Origin of the sequence: Tepidiforma sp. (assembly GCF_034432735.1) — a bacterium.
GTDB lineage: Bacteria > Chloroflexota > Dehalococcoidia > Tepidiformales > Tepidiformaceae > Tepidiforma.
Window position 1 is genome coordinate 58,171 of sequence record NZ_DAOUBJ010000071.1, and the last position, 14,392, is coordinate 72,562.

The window sequence follows — 14,392 nt, forward strand, 5'->3', positions numbered from 1 at the left end:
GGCGTGGCTATCGGCGCTCGCCGCGGATGGTGTTGGTGCAGACGCCGGTGAAGATGTTGGCCTGGAGTTCGATGTCGTCGGCGTGGCGCACCCAGGTGATGCGCGGGTCGTCGCGGCGGAACCATTGTTCTTGCGAGCGGATGAGTCGGTGGGTGGCGCGCTTTGTCCGCTCGATGGCCTCGGCGAGGGTGGTTTGCGCCTGGAGGTATGCGACGACTTCGCGGTAGCCGATGGAGGACATGGCGGGCGCGTCGGGGGGTACGCCGGCCTGGAGCAGGGTGTGGACTTCGTCGACGAGCCCGGCCGCGAACATTCGCTCGACCCGGTCATCGACGCGGGCGTAGAGCTCGCGGCGCGGGACATCGATGGCAAAGAGGAGAAACTCGAAATCGGGTGGGGTTTTCTTCTGCCATTCGGAGATGGGGCGACCTGTTTTTTGGTAGACCTCGAGCGCGCGGATGATGCGGCGACTGTTGCGAGGGTCGATGCGGGCGGCGGCGGTTGGATCGACGGCGGCGAGGCGGGCGTGGAGAGAGGCGGGGCCTTCGAGTTGGGCGATTTCCTGGAGGGCTGTGCGGAGGGCGGGGTCGGGAGGGATGGGCGGTACTTGCCAGTTTTCGAGGAGGGCCCAGATGTATTGGGGCGTGCCGCCGACGAGCCAGGGGAAGTTGCCCCGCGCCCAGATCGTTTCCAGGGCCTCGCGCGCATCGGCCAGGTATTCGGCGAGGGAGTAGCTTTGGCGGGGATCGCGGGTGTCGTAGAGGTGGTGGCGGACGAGACGGCGTTCGGCCGGCGTAGGTTTGGCCGTTCCGATGTCCATGCCGCGGTACACTTGGCGGCTGTCGGCGTTGACGATTTCACCGCCGAGCCGCTGCGCGAGCTGGAGTGCGGCGGCGCTTTTGCCCGCCCCGGTCGGGCCGACGATGGCGACGAGGCGGCGCAGCATTAGGATTGGGCGGCCGCGCAGATGGCGGCGAACTGGTCGGCGTCGAGCGAGGCGCCACCGACGAGTGCGCCATCGATGTCGGGCTGGGCGAGGAGGTCGGGGGCGTTCGTGGGGTTCACGCTCCCACCGTACTGGATCCGGATGGCGTCGGCGATGGCGCCGCCGAGCTGCCGGAGGATGGATCGGATGAAGGCGCAGGCGGCTTGGGCCTGGGCGGGGGTGGCGGTTTCGCCGGTGCCGATCGCCCAGACCGGCTCGTAGGCGATGGTGATGCGCGGGGTAAGGTCGATGCCGGCAAGGGCGCTCCGAAGCTGGTGCGCGAGGACGGCTTCGGTCTCGCCGGCACGGCGCTGGTCGAGGGTTTCACCGATGCAGACGATGGGGTCGAGACGGGAAGCGAGGACTGCCCGCAGTTTGCGGTTGACCCACTCGTCGGTTTCGCCGAAGTACTGGCGGCGCTCGCTGTGGCCGATGATGACGAGCTGGCAGTAGCTTTCGAGCATTGGGGCGCTGACTTCGCCGGTGTAGGCGCCCCGGGGCTCCCAAAAGACGTCTTGGGCGCCGAGCAGGATGTCGCTCGCGCGGAGCACGTCGCGGACGGGTGCGAGATGGGGGTGGGGCACGCAAACGGCGACGTGGCAGGTGGTTCGCTGGGTGCGGTCGCGGACGGCGGCTGCGAGGGCTATGGCTTCGGATTCGGTGGTGTTCATTTTCCAGTTGCCGGCGACGAATGGTCGGCGCATGGGTCAGGACCTCCGGACTGGTTCGAGACGGGACTGGATAGCGGCGACGAGGTCGGCGGGGGACTCGACGGTCAGGCGAAGCCGGTGGGCTTGGACTCGTGCGACTCCGGGGAGCACCGTCACCTGTTGGGGGGCTCGGAAGGCGACTTCTGCGCAAGGCCCGGGCAGGGTTGCGAGCGCGACGCTGCCGCCCGGCGTGAGGCGGATTCCGAGGCCGTGCCAGAGCGGATGGCGTGCGAGCTCAGCGCTGGCGACGTCGGACCAGGGGATGGTCCGGTCGAGCGCGATGGGGAAGCGGATGGAGAGCCCGGCTGAGGACGGTCGGACGCCCGCTGCGGGGAGGCGGGCAGCCATGGCGCCGACCAGCGCCGCGGCAGCGAGGAAGACAGGCACAAGCAGCAGTGGAAGGAGGGAGCCGGTGCGCGCTGCACTCACGGTGCCGGTGATAACGAGCGCGGCGAACAGGACCGTGGAGCTCCAGAGGAATGCCGCCCCAGCACCCCGGCCGCGGAAGGGGAATGCCGCGGAATACGCGTGGTCAGGCATCGAGCAGTGCGGCGACGCCGGGGAGGGTCTTGCCCTCGAGCATTTCGAGGGAAGCTCCCCCACCCGTGGAGACGTGGGTGAAGCGGCCTTGGAGCCCGGAGGCGACGACGACGGCGGCGGTCTCTCCGCCCCCGACGACGGTGACTGCGTCGAGATTGGCGACGGCGCGGGCAAGTTCGAACGAACCGTTGGCGAATGGCTCCATTTCGAAGACGCCCATTGGGCCGTTCCAGATGACCGCTTTGGCGGGCTGGAGGGCTTCGGTATACTGGCGGACCGTCTCTGGGCCGATGTCGAGGATGAGGTAGCCTTGGGGCACGCTGTCGACGGTGACGGTGGTCGTTTCGGCGTCGGGGGCGAAACGGCTCGCGGCGACGACATCGACGGGTAGGTGGATTCGGATACCGCGAGATGCCGCTTCGCGCATGACCTGGCGCGCGGATTCGAGGAGCTCGTCTTCGACGAGCGAGGCGCCGACGTGGAAGCCGCTGGCCTTCAGGAAGGTGTTGGCCATGCCGCCGCCGATGAGGAGGAGGTCGATCTTCGGGAGGAGGTGTTGGATGGCGGGGAGCTTGCTGCTGACCTTGGCACCGCCAATGAGGGCGGCGAAGGGGTGTGGCGGATTGGCGACGAGGGCGCCGAGGTAGCGCACCTCTTTTTCCATGAGCAGGCCCGCGACGGCGGGGAGGTAGTGGGTGATGCCTTCGGTGGAGGCATGGGCGCGATGGGCGGCGCCGAAGGCATCGTTGACGAAGAGGTCGGCGAGCCGGGCGAGCTGGCGGGCAAACTCGGGGTCGTTCTTTTCTTCTTCGGGATGGAACCGGAGGTTTTCGAGGAGGAGGACGTGATGGCCCATGGAGGCGACCGCGGCCTCGGCGACGGGCCCGACGCAGTCTTCGGCGAAGAGGACTTCGCGGCCGAGGAGGTTCGCCATGCGACCCGCGACGGGGGCGAGGGAGAGGGCCGGATCGGGGCCTTTGGGGCGGCCGAGATGGGAGCAGACGATGACCTGGGCGCCGTGTTCGAGCAGGTACTGGATGGTGGGGAGGGATTCGCGGATGCGGGTGTCGTCGGTGATGACGCCGTTGTCGAGCGGGACGTTGAGGTCGGCGCGCACGAGGACGCGTCGGGCGCGAACGTCGACGTCGCGGACGGTCTTTTTCCCGATGCTCGGGGTCACGGCTGGACGACCTTGGCGGCGATCCCACGCTGTTCGACTGCGTGGAGCTTGGCGATGCGGCGTTCGTGGCGGCCGCCTTCGAACCGGTTCGTGAGGAAGGCGCGCAGGATATCCTCGGCGACGCCCCGGCCTATCTCCCAGGCTCCGAGGGCGAGCATGTTGGCATCGACGTGCTGGCGGGCTCTGGCAGCGCCCCAGCTCGTGTGGCAGAGGGCGCACCGGATACCCGGGACTTTGTTGGCCGTGATGCTGATGCCGACGCCATTGGAGCAGAGGACGATGCCGAGGTCGGCGCGGCCATCGAGGACGGCCTGGGCGACGGCCTCGGCGAAATCTGGGTAGTCGACGGAGTCTGGGCTGTGGGTGCCGAGGTCGAGTACGTCGTGGCCGAGGTCGCGGGCGAAGGCTGCGAGGTGGTTTTTGAGTTCGAAGCCGGCGTGGTCGGCGCCGAAGGCGAGTTTCACGGTCGAAGGCTCCTGCGGACGGGGATGGCGGCCAGGCCCAGTATACGGGCGAGGTCTGCTGCGGCGATGGCGCCTTCGCGCAGCACGACGGGTTCATCGGTGGAGAGGTCGATGACGGTGGAGTCGATGCCCTGGGCGGTGGGACCGGCGTCGATGGTCATGGCGCAGAATGGCCCGACCTGGCGGGCGGCTTCGTCGGCGGTGACGGGGCTGGGGCCGCCGTGGACGTTGGCGCTGGTGGCGGCGAGCGGGGCGCCGAGGGCATCGACGATATCGAGCACGATGTCGACGGGGACGATGCGAAAGCCGACCGTGGTACCACCGGAGAGCGCTGGGCTGGACCAGCCGGGGCGGCAAGGCACGATGATCGTCCATGCGCCTGGTCCGAGGACTTCGACGAGCCTCAGGGCGGCAGGTGTGAGTTGGGCGTACCGTTCGAGCAGCGAAGTATCGCGTCCGAAGAGGAGCTGGAGCGGCTGGGATGGATCGCGCTGCTTGGCGCGGTAGATGGCCTCTACCGCGTCGTCGCACCTGACGTCGGCGGCGATGCCGTAGACGGTGTCGGTGGGGAGGATGACGAGCTCGCCGGCTCTGAGCAGCTCGACGGCGCGGTCGATGAGGGACGGGTGGGGCTGATTCACGGGCATGCGATGGGGTCCGTTGCCCGGACCCCTGCGGTCGGATAGCGTTCGCTTAGAGTGTAGCGTGTTCGATGGCTGAGGTAGACGTTTCGACTTCTCCCGGCGCGCAGGATCCGGCGAAGCGGCACGAGAGCATCGTGGTGCTGGATTTTGGGTCGCAGTTTTCGATGCTCATCGCGCGGCGGGTTCGTGAGCTCAATACGTATTGCGAGCTGCTGCCCTACGACGTGCCGCGGGAACGCCTGGCGGGGATGGACGTGCGGGGGGTTATCCTTTCGGGCGGGCCGAACAGTGTCTACGAGGCGGGGGCGCCGATGGCGCCGGATTGGGTATGGGAGTCGGGGCTGCCGGTGTTGGGGATTTGCTACGGGATGCAGGCGATGGCGCACCAGCTGGGTGGGGTAGTTGCGCCGGGACTGGAGCGGGAGTACGGCCCGGCGATGGTGCATCGCGAGCACGCGGTGCCGCTGCTCGATGGGATTCCGGCGGATTTCGAGGTTTGGATGAGTCATGGCGACCGGATCGAGGTGCTGCCGCCGGGCTTTACGGGTTATGCGAGCACGGCGAACTCGCCGCACGCGGTCATGGCCGATGTGGGGCGGAGATATTACGGGCTCCAGTTTCATCCGGAGGTAGTCCACACGCCGCGAGGGAGGGAGATTCTCCGGAACTTCGTGCAGAGGATCTGCGGTTGCGAGGGAACGTGGACGCCGGGCAACTTCATCGAGGAGACGGTCGCGGCTATCCGGGAGCAAGTCGGGAGCGGGCGGGTGATTTGCGGGCTTTCGGGGGGCGTCGACAGCGCGGTGGCGGCGGTTCTGGTGCACCGGGCGGTGGGTGAGCAGCTGTCGTGCATTTTCGTGGACAACGGGCTCCTGCGGATGGGCGAGGCGGAGGAGGTGGTGACGACGTTTCGGAGGAACTTGGCCATCGATCTCGTCCATGTCGAGGCAGCGGAGGAGTTCCTGGCTCAACTCGCGGAGGTGACGAACCCAGAGACGAAGCGAGTTCGGATCGGGAACACGTTCGTCCGGGTGTTCGAACGGGAAGCGAGGAAGATTGCGGATGCGCGCTTTCTTTGCCAGGGGACGCTCTATCCGGACGTGATCGAGAGCGGCTCGCACGGGAAGGGTGCGAGCACGATCAAGACGCACCACAACGTGGGCGGGCTGCCGCCGGATATGAAGCTGGAGCTCGTCGAGCCGCTCCGGTATTTGTTCAAGGACGAGGTGCGGCGGATTGGCGAGGCGCTAGGGCTGCCGGAGGAGATGGTGTGGCGACATCCCTTCCCGGGGCCGGGGCTTGCGATTCGGTGCATTGGCGAGGTCACGCGGGAGAAGCTGGACATTCTCCGCCGAGCCGACCGGGTGGTGATGGACGAGATCCGCGAGGCGGGCTTGTACCGGGACATTTGGCAGGCGTTCGCTGTCCTGACCGACACGAAGACGGTCGGGGTGATGGGCGATTATCGGACGTACGGTTATGCGGTGGCAGTCCGGGCGGTGGTGGCCGACGACGCGATGACGGCGGACTGGGCACGGCTGCCGCACGAGCTTCTGTCGCGGATTTCGAACCGGATCGTGAACGAGGTCCCGGGGGTGAATAGGGTGGTCTACGACATCACGCCGAAGCCGCCTGGGACGATCGAGTGGGAGTAGGGGAATGAGCGCGAGGGTTTTGTTGGTGGGGAGCGGCGGAAGGGAGCATGCGGTGGCGTGGAAGCTTTCGCAATCTCCCCACGTTGGCGAGATTTTTGTGGCTCCGGGGAACGCTGGGACCGCTCAGGTGGCGCGCAATTTGGACATCCGGCCGACGGATATCGACGGGCTGGTGCGCGCGGCGAAGGAGCACCGGGTCGATTTCTATTTGGCGACGATGGACGACCCCCAGCCGCTGGGGCTGGTGGACCGATTGTCGGCGGAGGGCGTTCTCTGTTACGGCCCCGTGGCGGCCGCGGCCCGCATCGAGGCGAGCAAAGCGTGGGCGAAGGCGTTCATGGAGCGGCATGGAATCCCGACGGCGCGGGGACGCTCGTTCGACCGATACGAGGAGGCGGCGGCGTGGGTGGAATCGCTGCCGGAGCAGCGGCTCTGGGTGAAGGCGTCGGGGCTTGCGGCCGGAAAGGGGGCCGTGGGCGCTGCGAACCGAGCAGAGGCGCTGGCGATTCTCCGTTCGATGCTGATCGAGCGGGCGTTCGGCGAAGCAGGGTCGACGGTGGTGGTGGAGGAGGAGCTCACCGGTTTCGAGACGAGTGCGCACGCGTTCTGCGATGGGACGACGGCGGTGCTGTGGCCCTTCGCGACGGACTACAAGCGGGCGCTGGACGGGGCCCAGGGGCCGAACACGGGCGGGATGGGGGCTTATGCTCCGACACGGGGGATGGACGAGCGTTTGGCTGACGTTGTCGAGAAGCGGGTGATCGCGCCGGTGCTGCGCGGGATGGCCGCCGAGGGGCATCCGTTCGTCGGGACGCTGTTCCCAGGCCTGATGGTCCGCGAGGGGGAGGTGAAGGTAATCGAATACAACGCTCGTTCGGGCGACCCCGAGACGCAAGTGCACATGTTGAGGCTCGAGTCGGACTTGTACGAGGTAACGCGTGCTGCAGCGGAGGGGCGGCTCCACGAGGTGGAGGTTCGGTGGGCATCGGAGCCGGCGGTATGCGTAGTGCTGGTGCCGGGTGGCTACCCTGGGAAGTACGAGACTGGGCAGGCGATCGAGGGACTGGAGCGAGTCGACCCGGACGTGTTGGTTTTCCACGGGGGGACGAAATTGGTGGATGGAAAGGTGGTGACCTCGGGCGGGCGGTCGCTGACGGTCGCGGCTCGTGGGGCGACGGTCCGGGAGGCGCGGGAACGGGCCTACGACAATGTGCGGCGGATTCGCTTCGAGCACATGCACTACCGAACGGACATCGCGCTGGAGGCCGTCGAGGAGGCCTGACGCGGCTTCTCCGGTTGGAAGCGGCGGGATACCATGGCGAGGTGATTCCGCGCTACTCACGGCCTGAGATGGCCGCAATCTGGACCGACGAGGCGAAGTATCGTCGCTGGCTCGATGTGGAGGTGGCGGCCTGCGAGGCGTGGGCGGAGCTCGGGGTGATTCCGCGGGAGGCGGCGGAGAAGATTCGGCGGGACGCGTCGTTCGATCTGGGGAAGATCGACGAGTATCTGGCGATTACCCACCACGACGTGACCGCGTTTCTCCGCTCGGTGGCGGATTCGTTGGGCGAGGAGGGGCGGTACGTGCACTACGGGCTGACGAGCTCGGATGTGTGGGATACGGCCACGGCGCTTCAGCTTCGGGATGCGAGCGACATCCTGCTGGCGGATATCGATGCGCTGCTGGTGGTGCTGGAGCGGCAGGCGCGGGCCCATCGTGACACGCTCTGTGTGGGGCGGACCCATGGGGTGCATGCCGAACCGACGACCTTTGGATTGAAGCTCGCGGTTTGGGTCGATGAGATGCGCCGGAACCGGGCGAGGCTGGTGGCGGCGCGGGAGATGGTAGCCGTCGGGGCGATTTCGGGCACGGTGGGGACGCACGCTTCGGTGCCGCCGCGGGTGGAGGAGCTGGTGTGCGAGAAGCTGGGACTTGGCATCGAGGCGGCATCGACGCAGGTTATCCAGCGGGACCGGCACGCGCAGTTCGTGACGACGCTGGCGCTGATCGGGGCTTCGCTGGAGAAGTTCGCGACGGAGATTCGGGCGCTCCAGAAGACGGAGGTGCGGGAGGCGGAGGAGCCGTTCGACGAGGGGCAGACGGGTTCGAGCGCGATGCCTCACAAGCGGAACCCGGAGCTGTGCGAGCGGATCACGGGGCTTGCACGGGTGCTTCGTGGATACGCGGTGACGGCGATGGAGAATGTGGCGTTGTGGCACGAGCGGGACATCAGCCACTCTTCGACGGAGCGGATCGTGCTGCCGGATGCGACGCTCGTCCTGGACTACATGCTGGACCTGTTCACGAGAGTCATGAGTCGGTTGCGGGTGTACCCAGAGAACATGCGCGAGAACTTGGACCGGTCGTACGGGCTGGTGTTTTCGCAGCGGGTGCTACTAGCGCTGATCGAGGCGGGCCTGAGCCGGCAGGAGGCCTACACGATCGTTCAGCGCAACGCGATGCGGGCGTGGAACGAGCGGGTGCCGTTCCTGGACCTGTTGCTGGCGGATCCGGATGTGACGTCGCGGATTTCGGAGGCGGAGCTCCGGGGACTGTTCGATTACGGCTTCTATCTGAAGCATATCGGCGCGACGTTCGAGCGCCTCGGCCTGTGATGGAGCCGGCGCAATCGGGGGGCGTGGTATTGCTTCCGGCACGCCGGGTTATCGGTTCGGCGTGGGAGCTCGTGACGTCCCGACCGCGCGAGGTGTTGCTGCCGGTCGCGGTGGTCGAGGTCCCGGTGGCTATCGTGACGGCAGCGGTGATCGCGTTCGCATTGAGCACGGTACTCCGGGAGACGCCGCTGGATGCAGCGGAAGGGGGCTACCTGGCACTGCTGCTAATCGCTGGGGCAGCCCAGGCGCTGTTCGCGCAGGTAGCCCATGGGGCGGCGATCGTCTCGATCGCGGGGCTGCTCCAGGGGAAACCGACGACGCTGACGGAGGCGCTCGACCCTGCTTTCACGCGGATGGGCGGGCTGTTGGCGCTCTTGGTCGTGCTGCTGGCGGTCTCGGCGGCGCTGGCGCTGACCATCGTGGGATTGGTGCTGCTGCCGTATGTGGCGATCCGCTTCGCGCTGGTGTACCAGGCCTATTTGTTGGAGGAACGGACGGTATTCGGCGCGCTGGGGCGGAGTTGGGGGATGATGCGGGGCCACATGCTCCGGATGCTCGGTGTGGTGCTGCTCACGGTGTTGATTTTTCTCGGCCCAGCGGTGCTGATTCAGTCGCTGGAGGCGCTGGTGGGTGGTTCCCGAGGGACGCAAGTGGCTACCCAGGCGGTCGTTTCGGTGGTGCAAGGGGTGCTGGCGGTGCCTTTGGTCGCGTTCACTTCGGCGACGACGACGGTGTTCTATCTCAATTTGCGGGATGCCGAACGTGGCTGATGTGATGGTTCGGTCCGAGCTGCCGGCGCCAGTCTACCGGGGGAAGGTGCGGGATACCTACGACCTCGGCGACCGGCTGCTGATCGTGGCGACGGACCGGATTTCGGCGCTCGACGTGGTGCTGCCGACGCCGATTCCGGGGAAGGGGCGCGTGTTGACGATGCTTTCGGCCTGGTGGTTCGAGCGGATCGGGGCGGTGGTACCGAACCACTACATTGGGGTGGTCACGGAGTCGAATCGGGCCGAGCTCCCATTCGAGGTAGGGCCGGAATACTGGGGGCGATCGATGGTGGTGAGAAAAGCGAAGCGCCTCGATGCGGAGTGCATCGCTCGGGGATACCTGTCGGGTTCGGCCTGGAAGGAGTACCGGGAGACGGGGATGGTTTGCGGGATACGGTTGCCGGAGGGGCTCCGGGAATCGGACCGGCTTCCGGAGCCGATCTTCACGCCGAGCACGAAGGCGGCGGAGGGGCACGATCGGAACATCAGCTATGCGGAGTTGGCGGCGCTGGTGGGGGAGGAGGCTGCCAATGCGATGCGGATCAGGACGCTCGCGGTGTACGGGTACGCGCACGCGGTGGCTCTGGAGCGAGGGATTGTGATTGCGGATACGAAGTTCGAGTTCGGGTGGTGGAACGAGGAGGTTATTCTCATCGACGAGGTACTGACGCCGGATAGCAGCCGCTTTTGGCTGGCGAGCGAATATCGACCCGGGGGCCCGCAACCGAGCCTCGACAAGCAGCCGGTACGCGACTGGCTGGCTGCCAATTGGCGGGAGGGGGACCCGGTGCCGGAGCTGCCACCGGAGGTGGTGGCGGCGACAACCGACCGGTACTTCCAGGCGTACCGGATGCTTACTGGAGAGGAGCTTTCGTTGTGAGCAAGAAGGACGGGAAGCCGAAGGACGGGAAGAAGACGAAGAAGGCGGGAGCGGAGCACGACGGGGGGCGGGCATTCGTGGCTCGGGTGTACGTGGCATTGAAGCCGACAGTGAACGACCCGGAGGGGCTGACGATAGCGAACGCGCTTGGCTCGCTGGGGTTCGGGGGTGTGGAGGGGGTGCGTTCGGGGAAGTTCTTTCAAGTGAGGCTGCGCGCCGCTGACGCGAAGGCGGCGGCGGAGCAGGTGGAGCAGATGTGCAGCCGACTGTTGGCGAATCCGGTGATCGAGATGTACGAGTTCGAGCTGGAAAAGGCGACGTGAGGCGATGGTGCCACGACGGATCGTTTGCCTGACGGCGGAGACGACGGAGATGGCGTTCGCGGTTGGCGCGGGTGATCGGGTCGTGGGGGTGAGCGGCTACGCGGTGCGCCCAGCGGAGGCTCGTCGGCGGCCGAAGGTGGCGGCTTTCCGAACGGCCAATGTGGAGCGCATTCTGGGGTTGGAGCCGGACCTGGTGTTGGGCTTCAGCGATTTGCAGGCGGAGATCGCGATGGAGCTGATTCGTTCGGGGGTGGCGGTGTTGATCACGAATCAGCGGACGCTCGCGGAGACGGCGGAGGCGATTGCGCTGGTGGGGGCGGCTTGCGGAGAGCCAGAGCGGGGGCGCGAGCTGGCTCGGTGGTTCGCCGAGGAGCTGGAGTCGCTTCGTCGGCGGCCAGCGTGGCGGCCACGGGTGTACTTCGAGGAGTGGAACGATCCGCTGATTTCGGGGATCGCGTGGGTGGGCGAGCTGATCGAGCTGTGTGGCGGCGAGGACATCTTTCCGGAGCTGCGGGGATGCCGTTCGGCGCGCGACCGTGTGGTGGATGGGGCGGAGGTGGTACGGCGCGATCCGGAGGTGATCGTTGCGAGCTGGTGCGGGAAGAAGGCACGCCTGGATCGGATCGCTGCGCGGCCGGGATGGGAGGGGGTGAGCGCCGTCCGGGCGGGGCGGCTGTTCGAGGTGAAGTCGCCCGATATTCTGGCGCCGGGGCCGAGCCTCTTGTATGGTGCGCGTCAGCTGGCAGCGATTATCGGCGGAGTCACTGGCGGGGTGTGATCGGGCCGGGGTCGACGGCGAAATAGACTTCGCAAGCCCGCCTCGCGGCTCCGGGTTCGAGCACCGGTGGCCGCTTGACGAAGCGGGATTCTTCGATGATGAGCTGCAGGATGTCGCGCGGGTGGCAGCTGCGCAGGTTGCCTTGGGAGGCGCGGCGAACGAGCTCGACCGCGATGTCGATGGCCTGGGGGGTAGCTTCGACGCCCATTGCGTCGGCGAAGCGGCGGAAGATCTCGGCCATTTGCTCGGGGGTTGGCTCGGGGATCCGGATTTTGTAGGGGATCCGCCGGAGGTGGGCCTCTTCGAGCATGGTTTTGGGTTCGAGGTTGGTGCTGAAGCAGATGGTCGAGCGGAAGGGGAAGGTGATGCGTTCGCCGGTGACGAGGGACATGGTGTCCTCGCCGCGTTCGAGGGCGGCGATCCAGCGGTTGAGGAGGGCGTGGGGGGAGACTTGTTGGCGTCCGAAGTCATCGATGGCGAGGAGGCCGCCGTGGGCTTTGACGTGGGGCGGGGCTTGGTGATAGCCGAGGGCTGGGTCGTAGGCGAGATCGAGGTCTTCTGGGCGGAGCTCGCCGCCGACGAAGACGAAGGGGCGCTTGATGCGAAGCCAGCGTCGGTCGAACTGGGAGGTGGCATCGGCGGTGTCGTCGCCTTCGACGGGCTGGTGGACGAGGTCGTCGTAGAGGCGGATGATGTGGCCGCTGACGTAGACGGCCATGGGCATGAGGGTGACGCCCTGGATGGCCTCGCTGGTGAGTTCGAGGATGGTGGTTTTGCCGTTGCCGGGTGCGCCCCAGAGCATGGCTGGGCGGCCGCTGGTGAGGGCGAGGCAGACCTTGGCTACGACTTCGCGGGCGAGGACGAGCTGCTGAAGGGCGCGGGCGAGGCGGACGGGGTCGGGTGCGCCGATTTCGGTATCGCGTTCGAGGACGCGGAAGTAGTCCTGGATGGGGACGGGCACGGGTCCGACGTATTTGCTTCGGCCGAAGGCGTTTTCGGCCTCGCGCATTCCGAGCTCGGTGAGTCGGTATTGCCATTCGGTCTCGAGGCGTCCGGAGGCGGAGGTGGTTTCGACGAGTTTCTGGCGACGGAGTTCATCGAGGGCTTCGCGGGCGACGCCGGGGGAGACGCGCATGGCGTTGGCGACGCCGATGGGCGTGGGGATGGTGATGCGGTAGAGGGTTTTGAGGGTGAGGTCTTCGATGAACCGTTCGGGGAGGCCGAGCTCGTCAATATGGTCGGGCGCCTCGGGGAGCGTGGGGAGGGCGCGGAGGTGGGTCGGGGCCGGGCGGGGTGCTTGCTGGCGCGCTTCCTCGGCATACTCCGGCTGCATCGCGAGGCTGCCGGAGGTCGGGGGATAGGGATGGTCCATGGCACCTACCTACGTTGCGCCGAGCGCCGATGGGGCGCGCGTGCTCTACCTTGAAGGTCGGCATTCGCGAGACAGCGCCCAGATCGAGGGGGTGATGAAGCGGCTACTCCCCGGGTGACAGCGGGGTGAATGTGGAGGGGCGGGCATCGGGGCGTTGCGGTGGCGGATCGGCGTAGGCGAATCTGCCTTCCATGTCCCAGAGCAGCCACCATTCGCGGCGGGTTTCCATGCGGATGTAGCGGTGGCTGTGGCGGAGGATGGTGACGGTGGGGCTGAAGCCAGCCGCGGCGAAGGCTCTGCGGGCGGCGGTATTGTGCTCGAGGGTGTGGAGGTAGATTTCGCGGAAGGGGTGGCTGGCGAACAGATGGCGGAGGAAGAGGACGACGGCTTCGCGCCCGAATCCGCGTCCACGATGGCGGGCGTCGCCGATGGTGATGCCGAGTTCGGCGGATTCGCCGCTCTCGGCGTTGTAGTACATGATGGTGCCGATGTGTTGGCGGGTGGCGGTATCGATGGCGAAGGCATCGCGGCCGTGGCCGGCGAGACGCAGTTCGTTTTCGAATGTTTCGAGGAAGCGGGCGAAGGATGGGGGCGCAGGTGGTTGGCCGTTGAGCCGGGCTGTTTCGGGGTCTCGCCGCCAGGCGAATTCGTCGATGGCATCTTCCCGGAGTCGGTGACGGAGGACGAGGTTGGGCCCGCGAGCGACGACGAGCTGGTCGTAGTCGGCCGGCGGGGTAGAGAGGGTCACACGTCGACTCCGAGGCGCTGGGCGGCTTGGCGGACGAGGCCGCGTTCGCCTTCGTAGGTGAGGAGCTCGAGGGCTTCGGGGATGGTGACCCAGCGGACTTCGTCGAATTCGTGGTCGTGGTTGGCGACGTCGCCGCCGATGGGTTCCATGAGCCAATGGTGGACGCGCTTGTGGTAGCGGGTGCCGTTGGCGGTGAACCAGTATTCGATGGTGCCGAGACGGTCGCCGAGGCGGACGTCGAGGCCGGTTTCTTCGCGTACTTCGCGGAGGGCGGTTTCTTCGAGGGGCTCGCCGGGGTCGGGGGTTCCTTTGGGGAGAACCCAGAGGCGGTCGGCACGGCGGCCACAGATGGCGATTTCGATTTCGCCACGGTGGTTGCGGCGCCAGGGGATGCCGCCGGCGGAGACGACGTCTTCGATGGGGAGGAAGGAGCGGGCACTCACGGGAGCTCTCCGAGGCGGCGGAAGTGGATGCCGCGGGCTGCTTCGAGGGCGGCTTCGACGGCGTCTTCGAGGCCGGGTGGGGCTTCTTCGCGATAGGCTTGGAGGAGTTCGACGGCGGCTTCGCCGCCGATATCGCCGAGGGCTTCGATGACGGCGAAAAGGACTTCGGCGTCGCTATCCTGGAGGGCTTCGCCGAGGGCCGGGACGAGCTCTTCGGAGCCGAGGGTGCCGGCCGCGAGGGCAGCCTCGAATCGCATTTCTGGGTCTTCGGCGGTGAGCTGTTC

17 protein-coding genes are annotated in these 14,392 nt (G+C 67.2%); 7 read left to right on the forward strand and 10 right to left on the reverse strand.

Annotated elements, in window-relative coordinates; all coding sequences use genetic code 11:
- Nucleotides 1-7: 7 nt before the first annotated feature.
- The 6 genes from miaA to VAE53_RS07240 form a co-directional block, all read right to left on the reverse strand.
- Nucleotides 8-943 carry a tRNA (adenosine(37)-N6)-dimethylallyltransferase MiaA gene (gene miaA / locus VAE53_RS07215; protein ID WP_369294038.1) on the reverse strand — a complete coding sequence of 312 codons (936 nt, stop codon included), beginning with the start codon at nucleotides 941-943 and terminating at the stop codon, nucleotides 8-10.
- 2 nt (nucleotides 944-945) lie between these two features.
- Nucleotides 946-1,689, reverse strand: coding sequence for a triose-phosphate isomerase (tpiA, locus tag VAE53_RS07220; protein WP_322818691.1), 744 nt, complete (start codon nucleotides 1,687-1,689; stop codon nucleotides 946-948).
- Between the two features lie 3 nt (nucleotides 1,690-1,692).
- Nucleotides 1,693-2,124 (reverse strand): hypothetical protein, encoded by a 432-nt coding sequence (locus VAE53_RS07225; protein WP_322818692.1) that lies wholly within the window; start codon nucleotides 2,122-2,124, stop codon nucleotides 1,693-1,695.
- A gap of 103 nt (nucleotides 2,125-2,227) precedes the next feature.
- Nucleotides 2,228-3,403, reverse strand: coding sequence for a phosphoglycerate kinase (pgk, locus tag VAE53_RS07230; protein WP_322818707.1), 1,176 nt, complete (start codon nucleotides 3,401-3,403; stop codon nucleotides 2,228-2,230).
- Between the two features lie 8 nt (nucleotides 3,404-3,411).
- Complete coding sequence (rpiB, locus tag VAE53_RS07235; RefSeq protein WP_322818693.1) at nucleotides 3,412-3,879, reverse strand: ribose 5-phosphate isomerase B; 468 nt, start codon at nucleotides 3,877-3,879, stop codon at nucleotides 3,412-3,414.
- Nucleotides 3,876-4,526, reverse strand: coding sequence for an L-threonylcarbamoyladenylate synthase (locus VAE53_RS07240; RefSeq protein WP_322818694.1), 651 nt, complete (start codon nucleotides 4,524-4,526; stop codon nucleotides 3,876-3,878). Before VAE53_RS07240 ends, rpiB begins: the two co-directional genes overlap by 4 nt.
- Before the next feature lie 65 nt (nucleotides 4,527-4,591).
- On the opposite strand from VAE53_RS07240, the gene guaA reads away from it, so the two are divergent.
- The 7 genes from guaA to VAE53_RS07275 all read left to right on the forward strand — a co-directional run bounded on the left by guaA (nucleotide 4,592) and on the right by VAE53_RS07275 (nucleotide 11,545).
- Entirely contained in the window at nucleotides 4,592-6,178 is a 1,587-nt protein-coding gene (guaA, locus tag VAE53_RS07245) for a glutamine-hydrolyzing GMP synthase (RefSeq protein ID WP_322818695.1), read from the forward strand.
- A 4-nt stretch (nucleotides 6,179-6,182) separates the two neighbouring features.
- Nucleotides 6,183-7,460: a phosphoribosylamine--glycine ligase gene (gene purD, locus VAE53_RS07250; protein ID WP_322818696.1), complete on the forward strand. Its 1,278-nt coding sequence runs from the start codon at nucleotides 6,183-6,185 to the stop codon at nucleotides 7,458-7,460.
- 41 nt (nucleotides 7,461-7,501) lie between these two features.
- On the forward strand, nucleotides 7,502-8,794 hold the full coding sequence (gene purB, locus VAE53_RS07255) for an adenylosuccinate lyase (RefSeq protein WP_322818697.1): 1,293 nt from the start codon (nucleotides 7,502-7,504) through the stop codon (nucleotides 8,792-8,794).
- Between the two features lie 71 nt (nucleotides 8,795-8,865).
- Nucleotides 8,866-9,564 (forward strand): hypothetical protein, encoded by a 699-nt coding sequence (locus VAE53_RS07260; protein ID WP_322818698.1) that lies wholly within the window; start codon nucleotides 8,866-8,868, stop codon nucleotides 9,562-9,564.
- The gene (locus tag VAE53_RS07265; RefSeq protein WP_322818699.1) at nucleotides 9,548-10,444 is read left to right on the forward strand and encodes a phosphoribosylaminoimidazolesuccinocarboxamide synthase; all 897 of its coding nucleotides are present in this window, start codon (nucleotides 9,548-9,550) and stop codon (nucleotides 10,442-10,444) included. The genes VAE53_RS07260 and VAE53_RS07265 overlap by 17 nt, the downstream gene beginning before the upstream one ends.
- Nucleotides 10,441-10,767, forward strand: a complete 327-nt coding sequence (gene purS / locus VAE53_RS07270; protein WP_322818700.1) for a phosphoribosylformylglycinamidine synthase subunit PurS — start codon at nucleotides 10,441-10,443, stop codon at nucleotides 10,765-10,767. The genes VAE53_RS07265 and purS overlap by 4 nt, the downstream gene beginning before the upstream one ends.
- Before the next feature lie 4 nt (nucleotides 10,768-10,771).
- Nucleotides 10,772-11,545: a cobalamin-binding protein gene (locus VAE53_RS07275; protein ID WP_322818701.1), complete on the forward strand. Its 774-nt coding sequence runs from the start codon at nucleotides 10,772-10,774 to the stop codon at nucleotides 11,543-11,545.
- Here the strand turns inward: VAE53_RS07275 and VAE53_RS07280 are convergent.
- The 4 genes from VAE53_RS07280 to VAE53_RS07295 form a co-directional block, all read right to left on the reverse strand.
- Nucleotides 11,529-12,917 (reverse strand): hypothetical protein, encoded by a 1,389-nt coding sequence (locus tag VAE53_RS07280; protein ID WP_322818702.1) that lies wholly within the window; start codon nucleotides 12,915-12,917, stop codon nucleotides 11,529-11,531. The two genes, VAE53_RS07275 and VAE53_RS07280, sit on opposite strands and share 17 nt — an antisense overlap.
- A 103-nt stretch (nucleotides 12,918-13,020) precedes the next feature.
- Nucleotides 13,021-13,665 (reverse strand): GNAT family N-acetyltransferase, encoded by a 645-nt coding sequence (locus tag VAE53_RS07285; RefSeq protein WP_322818703.1) that lies wholly within the window; start codon nucleotides 13,663-13,665, stop codon nucleotides 13,021-13,023.
- Complete coding sequence (locus VAE53_RS07290) at nucleotides 13,662-14,108, reverse strand: NUDIX hydrolase (protein ID WP_322818704.1); 447 nt, start codon at nucleotides 14,106-14,108, stop codon at nucleotides 13,662-13,664. Before VAE53_RS07290 ends, VAE53_RS07285 begins: the two co-directional genes overlap by 4 nt.
- The coding region (locus VAE53_RS07295; RefSeq protein ID WP_322818705.1) for a HEAT repeat domain-containing protein at nucleotides 14,105-14,392 on the reverse strand (288 nt) is incomplete at its 5' end. The genes VAE53_RS07295 and VAE53_RS07290, both read right to left, overlap by 4 nt.

Excerpts from the sequence above, each read along its gene's own strand:
- tpiA (WP_322818691.1), bottom strand. The coding sequence starts at position 1,689 with ATGCGCCGACCATTCGTCGCCGGCAACTGGAAAATGAACACCACCGAA.
- VAE53_RS07240 (WP_322818694.1), bottom strand. The coding sequence starts at position 4,526 with ATGCCCGTGAATCAGCCCCACCCGTCCCTCATCGACCGCGCCGTCGAG.
- guaA (WP_322818695.1), top strand. The coding sequence starts at position 4,592 with ATGGCTGAGGTAGACGTTTCGACTTCTCCCGGCGCGCAGGATCCGGCG.
- purD (WP_322818696.1), top strand. The coding sequence starts at position 6,183 with ATGAGCGCGAGGGTTTTGTTGGTGGGGAGCGGCGGAAGGGAGCATGCG.
- VAE53_RS07265 (WP_322818699.1), top strand. The coding sequence starts at position 9,548 with ATGCCGAACGTGGCTGATGTGATGGTTCGGTCCGAGCTGCCGGCGCCA.
- VAE53_RS07275 (WP_322818701.1), top strand. The coding sequence starts at position 10,772 with ATGGTGCCACGACGGATCGTTTGCCTGACGGCGGAGACGACGGAGATG.
- VAE53_RS07280 (WP_322818702.1), bottom strand. The coding sequence starts at position 12,917 with ATGGACCATCCCTATCCCCCGACCTCCGGCAGCCTCGCGATGCAGCCG.